The 9,417-nt window shown below is 41.2% G+C and carries 8 protein-coding genes; all 8 read left to right on the top strand.

Annotated features, from left to right (window positions below; translation table 11 throughout):
* The coding region (locus tag IQ236_RS26900; RefSeq protein ID WP_228041888.1) for a BamA/TamA family outer membrane protein at positions 1 to 2,291 on the top strand (2,291 nt) is incomplete at its 5' end.
* 64 nt (positions 2,292 to 2,355) lie between these two features.
* On the top strand, positions 2,356 to 2,553 hold the full coding sequence (locus IQ236_RS26895; protein WP_072720496.1) for an NAD(P)H dehydrogenase subunit NdhS: 198 nt from the start codon (positions 2,356 to 2,358) through the stop codon (positions 2,551 to 2,553).
* Positions 2,554 to 2,842: 289 nt separating this feature from the next.
* Positions 2,843 to 3,499, top strand: coding sequence for an HAS-barrel domain-containing protein (locus IQ236_RS26890; RefSeq protein WP_193872207.1), 657 nt, complete (start codon positions 2,843 to 2,845; stop codon positions 3,497 to 3,499).
* A gap of 123 nt (positions 3,500 to 3,622) precedes the next feature.
* Complete coding sequence (locus IQ236_RS26885; protein ID WP_193872205.1) at positions 3,623 to 4,063, top strand: DUF29 domain-containing protein; 441 nt, start codon at positions 3,623 to 3,625, stop codon at positions 4,061 to 4,063.
* 171 nt (positions 4,064 to 4,234) lie between these two features.
* Positions 4,235 to 5,032: a 30S ribosomal protein S2 gene (rpsB, locus tag IQ236_RS26880; protein ID WP_193872203.1), complete on the top strand. Its 798-nt coding sequence runs from the start codon at positions 4,235 to 4,237 to the stop codon at positions 5,030 to 5,032.
* Between the two features lie 170 nt (positions 5,033 to 5,202).
* The gene (gene tsf / locus IQ236_RS26875; RefSeq protein WP_190525113.1) at positions 5,203 to 5,862 is read left to right on the top strand and encodes a translation elongation factor Ts; all 660 of its coding nucleotides are present in this window, start codon (positions 5,203 to 5,205) and stop codon (positions 5,860 to 5,862) included.
* 109 nt (positions 5,863 to 5,971) lie between these two features.
* Positions 5,972 to 6,799, top strand: coding sequence for a hypothetical protein (locus IQ236_RS26870; RefSeq protein ID WP_193872201.1), 828 nt, complete (start codon positions 5,972 to 5,974; stop codon positions 6,797 to 6,799).
* Between the two features lie 471 nt (positions 6,800 to 7,270).
* Positions 7,271 to 9,417 (top strand): ATP-dependent DNA helicase RecG (recG, locus tag IQ236_RS26865; RefSeq protein WP_193872199.1); only part of this gene is annotated, 2,147 nt, incomplete at its 3' end.

Below are 9,417 nucleotides of genomic sequence, written 5' to 3'. Positions count from 1 at the left end.
AGATTTTACTGAATAAATCAGCTACAGAAAAAACGGGGAATTTTAGCTTTCCGGTTGTGGCTGAAAATGCGATCGCTTTAAATTCAACTGTAGGGGAAACTAATAGATTTGAACCGAGTTTAAATAAGAATTTAGGAAAAATAGCCCAATTTCCGATAGAAGTTTCTGAACAAATAGCAAGTGCTGAAATTAATCCCTCATCGAATATAGAGATTTTACTGAATAAATCAGCTACAGAAAAAACGGGGAATTTTAGCTTTCCGGTTGTGGCTGAAAATGCGATCGCTTTAAATTCAACTGTAGGGGAAACTAATAGATTTGAACCGAGTTTAAATAAAATAAGTTCAGAAAAATTAGCCCAATTTTCTCCACCAGTTGCTTTCGAGATTGCTCAACCAACACCCGAAACTCTACCCTATAATCCTGATGAAGTTCCACCCCCACCACCACAACCTAACGTTCCTCCGACTATTCCCATTCCCACCACACCAGCACAAGCTGAACCCGAAGTATTAGTCGCAGAAATCGCAGTCAGTGGAACCGAAAATACAACATTAATTGATAGAGTTTATAGCGTTATTTCCACCCAACCCGGACGAACAACAACCCGTTCTCAATTACAAAAAGATATTAACGCTATTTTTGCAACCGGTTTATTCCGAAATGTCAAAGCCGTTCCAGAAGATACCCCTCTAGGGGTGCGAATCACCTTTGAAGTTGAAGAAAATCCGCCCTTAAAACAAGTTGTAATTGAAGGCGATACAGTTTTACCCGAAGACATTATTAATCAAAGTTTCGCCGAGCAATATAATCAAACGATTAACCTGAATCAAATCGAAGCCGGAGTTAAAAAAATCAATCAATGGTATCAGGATAATGGCTATGTTTTAGCACAGGTTGTTGCTGCACCCGAAGTCACACGGGAAGGCGTTGTTACCTTACAAGTCGCTGAAGGGGTGATTGAAACGATTGAAGTGCGTTTTCTCAATAGTGATGGAGAAACCACCGATGAAGAAGGAAAACCCATTGAGGGAAGAACAAGAGACTTTATTATTACCCGTGAAATTGAATTAAAACCTGGGGATGTCTTTAACCAACAAACCGCACAACGAGATTTAGCCCGGGTTTTTGGGTTAGGAATTTTTGAAGATGTGCGATTACAATTAGAACCCGGAAAAGATAATCCCCGTGAAGCAACCGTTATTGTTAATGTGATTGAAAAAACCACCGGATCATTAGCCTTTGGGGGAGGAATTAGTTCCGCCGCCGGATTATTTGGAACCTTAAGTTATCAAGAAATTAACTTAGGGGGAAATAACCAACGCCTAGGGGTGGAATTAGAAGCCGGAAACCGAGTTTTTCAAGTCGATGTCAGCTTTACTGATCCTTGGATTGCGGGTGATCCTTATCGAACATCCTATACAATTAATGCGTTTAGACGGCGAACAATTTCCGTTGTTTTTGAAGATGGGCCACGAGAAGTTCGTTTAGCAAATGGTGATCGTCCCCGTGTGGTTAGAACCGGAGGCGGGATTAGTTTTACTCGACCCTTTGCAGAGAATGTTTTTGCTGATCCAAATTGGGTTGCATCTTTGGGATTTCAATATCAACGGGTGGACATAACGGACTCCGATGGGAATATTACCCCAACCGATGAATATGGTAATCAACTCAGTTATAGTGGCAGTGGCTCAGACGATTTATTTACCGTTCAATTTGGATTAGTTCGAGATCGTCGCAATAATAGACAACAGCCAACATCTGGGTATTTATTACGGTTTGGGACAGAACAATCAATTCCTGTGGGTTCAGGAAGTATTTTAATGAATCGTTTGCGGGCGGGATACACCTTTTATGTTCCGGTCAATTTTTTCACAGGTTTTATTCCCAAAGGCCCTCAATCTTTTGCCTTTAATTTTCAAGGGGGAACAGTCGTCGGAAATTTACCTCCCTATGAAGCTTTTCCTTTAGGAGGAACAGCATCGGTACGAGGTTGGGAAGAAGGAGCGATCGCCTCAACCCGTAGTTTTGTGCAAGGATCAATAGAGTATCGTTTCCCGATTTTCTCGAATTTTATTGGGGGAGCACTATTTGTTGATGCGGCGACGGACTTAAATTCTCAAGGTACAGTCCCTGGTTCTCCAGGGGGAGTTCGAGATAAACCCGGTTCAGGCTTTGGTTATGGTGCAGGTGTACGCTTACAAACTCCCCTTGGGCCAGTGCGGATTGACTATGGGATTAATAATAATGGGGATAGTCGGATTCATTTTGGTCTAGGAGAACGGTTCTAGGCTGATGTTGAGCGTCCAATGTTACGATAAACTAAAATTCAGTTCATCCAACGGTTGAAAGATTATGATTTTGCCAGGTTCCGCCGTGCGAGTCACAAACCCCGTCGATATTTACTATGGTTTCCAAGGTCTCGTTCAACGAGTCAGCGATGGTAAAGTCGCCGTTCTCTTTGAAGGAGGAAACTGGGATAAACTCGTTACCTTCAAACTCTCTGAACTAGAAGCAATTGATACCACTGCTGGACGCAAAGGCAAAAAATAATCAGTTATCAGTTATCAGTTATCAGTTATCAGTTATCAGTTTTTAGTTAATAAGCTCTTGATGCCAAAGATAGCAATAATTGGGGATATGATGTTGTCAGTTTTGAGTTAAGTAAGTAGGTGGGTGAGAATATCCAAATATCCCAGTCTGGCTGAAAGCTATTGATAGTAGTAGGAGTTTACCCGATCTACATAGTTAGGTTTAATTACGCCTACTTACTTAACGGTTTTTTAGCTAACAACTGATAACTGATAACTGATAACTGATAACTGATAACTGATAACTGATTATGCGTCTTCCTTTTCCTACATTTTCAACAACTCGACGTTCTCAGCAACATATCGCTGAAGTGATAGAAACGGCGACAACGGAGTATTTGGCCCAATGTTTAGAACCGGAGGACTTGAGTTTTCCGGTCATGCCTGCCTTTGGGAGTTGGGTCAAATCAAAAGATGAGGAGTCAGGAAATCAGGTTTATGGAGTGGTTTATTATGCTACTACTAGCCCGATTGATTCCGTGCATCGAGCCAGGGCGCTAGGATTAACCTTAGAAGAATTGCGTGAGCAGCAACCCCAAATTTTTGCGATGTTAAAAACGGAATTTCGGGTGGCTATTGTCGGTTTTGAGATGACGAACCCAGAGCGATCGCAACGAGGTAAAATCTATCAATATATTCCGCCTCGTCCCCCGCAAATTCATCAGGCAGTCTATGAATGTCACCCGGATGAAATTGTTAATTTTAGTCAGGAATTAGATTTTTTAAGAACCTTATTAGACGTGAGGAACGCCCCGGTTGATTCTTTGGTAGCTGCGGCGATTCGAGAAATTTATCAACTGAGAAAATTAGATCGAGGTTGGTTAATTGAAGCGGGACGAACCCTGAGTATTTTATTAAAAGATGATTATGATCGCTTGCGGATTATTCTGAAACAAATTCATCCTTGATCAGCCTAAATAAAAATGAGTACCGTTTCCCTAAAAAAGGTTGGTCAAAAAATTGCCAGTTCTTGCTGGGTATGATATAATTATCAAAAAATTCTGCATCGTCGCCCACGACAGAAGATCAAAATGACGATTTCAGACTATCAAAACTGGATTAAAACAACGGTTAATAACTTACGAGAACGAAATTTTCATGAGGTTGATTGGGATAATTTAATCGAAGAATTAGAAAGTATGGGAAAAAGTGATAAACGGGCTATGTTAAGTCTTTTAACCCGTTTATTAGAACATCTGCTCAAGTTATCCTATTGGGAAGTTGAAAAAGACCGCTCTGGTAATCATTGGGCGGCTGAAATTGTCAATTTTAGGGCTCAGATTCAACATCGTTTAGAAGATAGCCCCAGCTTAAAATCTGAACTTGAAACAATGTATGCGAAAGCCTATCCTGTCGCCGTAAAATCAGTTTCTAAGTTATTTTCCTTGCCAAAAGATGCTTCTATTTCCTTAGAACAAGCGTTGGATGAAGATTGGTTTTGTGTGGATCAATTGGGAGATTCTGAGGTTTAAGCCCACCTACCCCTCAGATTTTTTGCCGTTCCCTCCCCCAGGGTTCAAAACGTGCTACAGTAGAAAGGTTGTCTAAAAATCACACATCTAGGGATTCGGGTGTTTCTAGGGTATCTAACCCTAGCGAATACGCCTGGATGGAGGATTAACCCGAATTAGGAGTTATGACGAATGGCCGTTATTAGTTTGGCAGAAATGCTGGAGTCTGGAGTTCATTTTGGACATCAGACTCGCCGTTGGAACCCAAAAATGTCTCCTTATATCTACACAGAGCGTAATGGGGTTCATATTATTGATTTGGTTCAAACCGCAGAACTGATGGAGGAAGCTTATGATTATGTCAGAAGTTCCTCTGAACAAGGGAAAAAGTTTTTGTTTGTGGGAACCAAACGCCAAGCGGCTGGAATTATTGCTCAGGAAGCAGCACGCTGTGGTGGATATTATGTTAACCAACGCTGGTTAGGGGGAATGCTCACCAACTGGGCTACCATTAAAACTCGGGTTGAACGTCTGAAAACTTTAGAAGACCGAGATAAAAGTGGTTATTTTGATTATCTTCCTAAAAAAGAAGCCTCGGTTTTACGTCGAGAATTGACAAAATTGCGGAAATATTTAGGCGGAATTAAAGCGATGCGTCGCGTTCCCGATGTGGTGATTTTAGTTGACCAACGCCGGGAATATAACGCGGTGATGGAATGTCGCAAATTAGATATTCCCATTGTGTCTTTATTAGATACCAATTGTGATCCTGATTTAGCCGATATTCATATTCCTGCTAATGATGACGCCATTCGTTCAATTAAATTGATTGTCGGTAAATTAGCCGATGCAATTTATGAAGGACGTCATGGTCAATTAGATGCTGGCATCGCTGAATACGATGACGAGGTTTATGAAGACGAGTATGAAGATGATGAAGAAATCGAGGAGATCGATGATTTAGATTCCGATAGCGATTCGGAAGAGTAAAACCGTTCTCAGGAGTTGGCTTTTGGGTTAAATCCCAGGGAAATGATCTCGCCGGGACTCCTGGTTAACTTCACGGTTCATGCACAAGAAAGCTAGATCCATTTGTTATAATTTCTTTGACAGATGGGTCATGGCGGTAGGCAAACATCCACGAAATTACTGAGGAAAAGATGGCGGAAATCTCAGCAAAACTGGTTAAGGAACTGCGCGATAAAACGGGCGCAGGGATGATGGACTGCAAGAAAGCCCTGGCAGAAAATGATGGAGATATTACTAAATCCATCGAATGGTTACGTCAAAAAGGGATTAGTTCTGCGGATAAAAAAAATGCTCGCAGTGCTACTGAAGGCTTAGTGGGAAGTTATATTCACACGGGCGGACGGGTTGGCGTCATGGTTGAAGTCAACTGTGAAACTGACTTTGTGGCACGTCGGGATGAATTTAAAACATTAGTACAAAATATTGCCATGCAAATTGCGGCTTGTCCTAATGTGGAGTATGTTGGCGTGGCGGATATTCCTGAATCAATTGTCGCTAAAGAAAAAGAAATTGAAATGAAGCGGGATGATTTAGGCAATAAACCCGACAATATTAAGGAAAAAATTGTTCAAGGTCGCATTGACAAACGCCTTCAAGAAATGGCTTTATTAGATCAACCTTATATCCGTGATCAAAATATTACGGTGGCTGAGTTGGTTAAACAAAGCATTGCTCTGTTAGGGGAAAATATTAAAATTCGTCGCTTTGCTCGGTTTGTCCTGGGTGAAGGCTTGGAGAAAGAAGAGAAGAATTTTGCGGATGAAGTGGCGGAACAAATGGGTAAAGCCTAAAGTTTCTCCTCAAGTCAATGAATTATTAAGACTCCGATCTGATAGAATTTCAATAGAAGATCGGAGTTCATTAATTCGTAATTCGTAATTCGTAATTCTTAATTCGTTTATGGCTGGATCAATAAATCGAATTGAGCAGGATATCGCAACTTTGGAAGAAGCGATCGCTAAACTCGCCCAGGAATTTCATCAAGGGTATGAGGCGTATTTGATGGCTCTGGGGCAGGGAGTTCGTCAACAGTTGATTTTGGCGAGTTATTACCTCTGTACTCAAACCTATCCTGAAGCCTTTTTAAAGTTATCCGTTTCAGAACGACAAAAATTACAACAGGGACTCAGAAATTTAGCCAAACAAATGCAAAAGGCTCTGTGTCAGTCTCTACAAATGCCAGCCCCTGTTGAGGTTCCAGGCTTAGAATTACGCGCAGAAGAGGCAGAAGGAAAGCTGGAATTAGAGACTGATTTTGAAATTTCTCCCATTCGTAAACCCTTAACACCTGAGCGTTTATCCGCTTGGCAAGAAAGGATTGAAACCGGAATTATTCAACTCTTGAAGTTGTTATCGAAGGATGCCAATCTGTTATTACAACGCTCTGGGCTATTACCCCAAAAGTTACCGGAAGCTGTTTTGGAAGTGGCATCTAAGGCTGAAGCCTCTAGCGACGGGATTGCAGGGCCTCCGAATTTGCTCCAGATTATGATTGAAACGGAGGATGATGAGGATTCTCAAACCTCAATGGTGACGAAATTAACGGCGATTCATTTGCGGTTGGGAGAAATTGAGTTTGCTGATGCTCATGTGATGGCCCGACGGCATCAACTTCGTCATTTGTCGGGACAGTTGAGTGGTCTTCGTCGGGAGTATCATAAAAAGTTGCGCGAAAGGGCGATTGTTCAAGCAGAATCAGCTTGGAGAGCCAGTTGGTATGAGGATTAAAAAAGGCTGGAATACCGATGAATTAAGCTTGATGTAAATTTGTTGTTTAAAAAATCAAGAGTATGTGCGAAGAACCCCCAGTAGCATTTGATAAAATTTTAACATAGGTGATTGCTTCGTGTCAACCTTCTCAAAATTTTGTCTCTATTGTCCTAAAATCTGAGGAGAGTCGAAAACCAAGTAACGCCTGTAATACTGATAGATAGGAGATTCGTTTGGCAAATTGCTTAAATAATCAACTTTTGAGTTAAACTTATTTAAGGTGCATTTGCTAAAATTCTAGCAAAATCGATTTATTATTGTCAACCCCCTCTATAATTGCCTGGAGTTACTGTTATCAAAAACCGCCACTTAAGCCGTTTAATCAACACAATATTAAAGAAAAGAAAGGTTTGTTAACCGCAAAATAATATATATTATAATAAGTTAGAGTCAGTCTCAAAAACAGGGTAACTAGGAACTGAGATTAAGATGAAATCTGATCAACCGGACTGGTGGAGATTTAGTAAAGCGTTATCCGTTGAAGCCGAACGGGGTTTTACGAATTTGCAGGGGAATCAATATCAGTTCCATGAATTTTTTTATGTGAGTTTAAAGGAACTGTTTGAAAATGCCCCACCGGAGACGCAAAAACGGTGTCAAGATTTGGCGGAGGAATTTTTACGCTATCCCGAATTAGACCTAGAAAACCGACAACATTTAATTGCGGATACCAGACGGTTTTTACTGCAATTACAACGACTGTTTGAGTGTCGGAATCAGGTATCGGAAATTCGGAAAACGGAACGAGAGCAAAAACAAAATCAACCCTCGGTTCCGAAGACAACGGCGATTACCGAAAAAGCCAAAGGTGTGAGTATTTCCTTAGAACAATCCTTAGAAAAAATTATCGGGCCAAGAAATAGCGATCGCATTGCTAAATTAGGAATTTTAACAATCTTTGATTTACTCTATTATTATCCTAGGGATCATATTGACTATGGGAAACAGGTAAAAATTCAGGAACTGGAACCTGGGGAAACGGTCACGTTAATTGCTCAGGTGAAACGGTGTAATTGTTTTAGTAGTCCCCGCAATAAAAAATTAACGATATTAGAATTAGTCTTAAGCGATCATACCGGACAACTTAAAATTAGTCGATTTTATGCGGGATATCGATATAGTAGTAAAGGTTGGCAACATCAACAGAAAGGGAATTATCCACCGGGGGCGGTGATTGCGGCATCGGGTTTAGTTAAACGAAATCAATATGGGATTACCTTAGATAACCCAGAATTAGAAATATTAGATCATGCTGGGGGTCAGATTGAATCGATGAAAATCGGGCGAGTTTTGCCTGTGTATCCGTTATCAGAAGGAATTGGGGCGGATGTGGTCAGAAAAGCGGTGATTGAAGCCTTACCCGCAGCGAAACAATTACAAGATGCTTTACCCCAAGAAGTATTAAATCAATATCAATTAATTGGGTTAAGTGCGGCGATTGAGAATATTCATTTTCCCCCAGACCGAGATTGGTTATCGGTGGCGAGACGACGGTTAGTGTTTGATGAGTTTTTCTATTTGCAGTTGGGATTATTAACCCGGAGACAACAGCAGAAACAAACTGAAACCAGTGCGGTCTTAGCACCAACGGGAAAATTGATTGAGGAATTTTATCAAATTTTACCCTTTCAATTAACCAACGCTCAACAACGTGTTATTCAAGAAATCTTGAAGGATTTACAGTCTCCTGAACCGATGAATCGATTAGTACAAGGAGATGTGGGGGCGGGGAAAACTGTTGTGGCGGTGGTGGCAATGTTAGCGGCAATTCAAGCCGGATATCAAGCTGCCTTAATGGCACCGACGGAAGTTTTAGCTGAACAACATTATCGGAAATTAGTGGAGTGGTTTAATTTAATGCACCTCCCCGTCGAATTATTAACAGGTTCCACAAAAGCCGCGAAACGCCGTCAAATTCATTCCCATTTAGAAACGGGAGAATTACCGGTTTTAGTCGGAACCCATGCTTTAATTCAAGATAAAGTTAATTTTCATCGGTTAGGATTAGTCGTCATTGATGAACAACATCGATTTGGCGTTCAACAACGAGCTAGATTACAACAAAAAGGAGAATCGCCCCATGTTTTAACCATGACGGCGACTCCGATTCCCCGAACTTTAGCCTTAACGTTACATGGAGATTTAGATGTTAGCCAAATTGATGAACTTCCCCCCGGTCGTCAACCGATTCAAACCACTATTTTAACGGGAAAACAACGTCAAGATGCCTATGATTTGATTCGCAGAGAAGTGGCAAAGGGAAGACAGGTGTATGTGGTGTTACCGTTAATCGAAGAATCAGAAAAGCTAGATGTCAAATCTGCGGTGGAAGAGCATCATAAATTACAGTCTAAAATTTTTCCTGAGTTTACCATTGGGTTGTTACATGGTCGTATGAGTAGTGCGGAAAAGGATGAGGCGATTACTCGATTTCGAGAGAGGGAAACGCAAATTTTAGTTTCAACAACGGTGGTAGAAGTGGGGGTTGATGTTCCCAATGCGACGGTGATGTTAATTGAAAATGCGGAACGGTTTGGATTATCTCAAATCCATCAATTACGGGGGCGGGTGGGTCG

This window comes from Planktothrix mougeotii LEGE 06226 (assembly GCF_015207485.1).
GTDB lineage: Bacteria > Cyanobacteriota > Cyanobacteriia > Cyanobacteriales > Microcoleaceae > Planktothrix.
The sequence above is the reverse complement of the archived record's forward strand: the minus strand, read 5'-3'. Positions and strand labels throughout refer to the sequence as shown.

Bases quoted from the DNA above. Each gene is read 5' to 3' on its own strand.
- IQ236_RS26895 (WP_072720496.1), top strand. From the start codon at position 2,356: ATGATTTTGCCAGGTTCCGCCGTGCGAGTCACAAACCCCGTCGATATT.
- IQ236_RS26890 (WP_193872207.1), top strand. From the start codon at position 2,843: ATGCGTCTTCCTTTTCCTACATTTTCAACAACTCGACGTTCTCAGCAA.
- IQ236_RS26885 (WP_193872205.1), top strand. From the start codon at position 3,623: ATGACGATTTCAGACTATCAAAACTGGATTAAAACAACGGTTAATAAC.
- rpsB (WP_193872203.1), top strand. From the start codon at position 4,235: ATGGCCGTTATTAGTTTGGCAGAAATGCTGGAGTCTGGAGTTCATTTT.
- tsf (WP_190525113.1), top strand. From the start codon at position 5,203: ATGGCGGAAATCTCAGCAAAACTGGTTAAGGAACTGCGCGATAAAACG.
- IQ236_RS26870 (WP_193872201.1), top strand. From the start codon at position 5,972: ATGGCTGGATCAATAAATCGAATTGAGCAGGATATCGCAACTTTGGAA.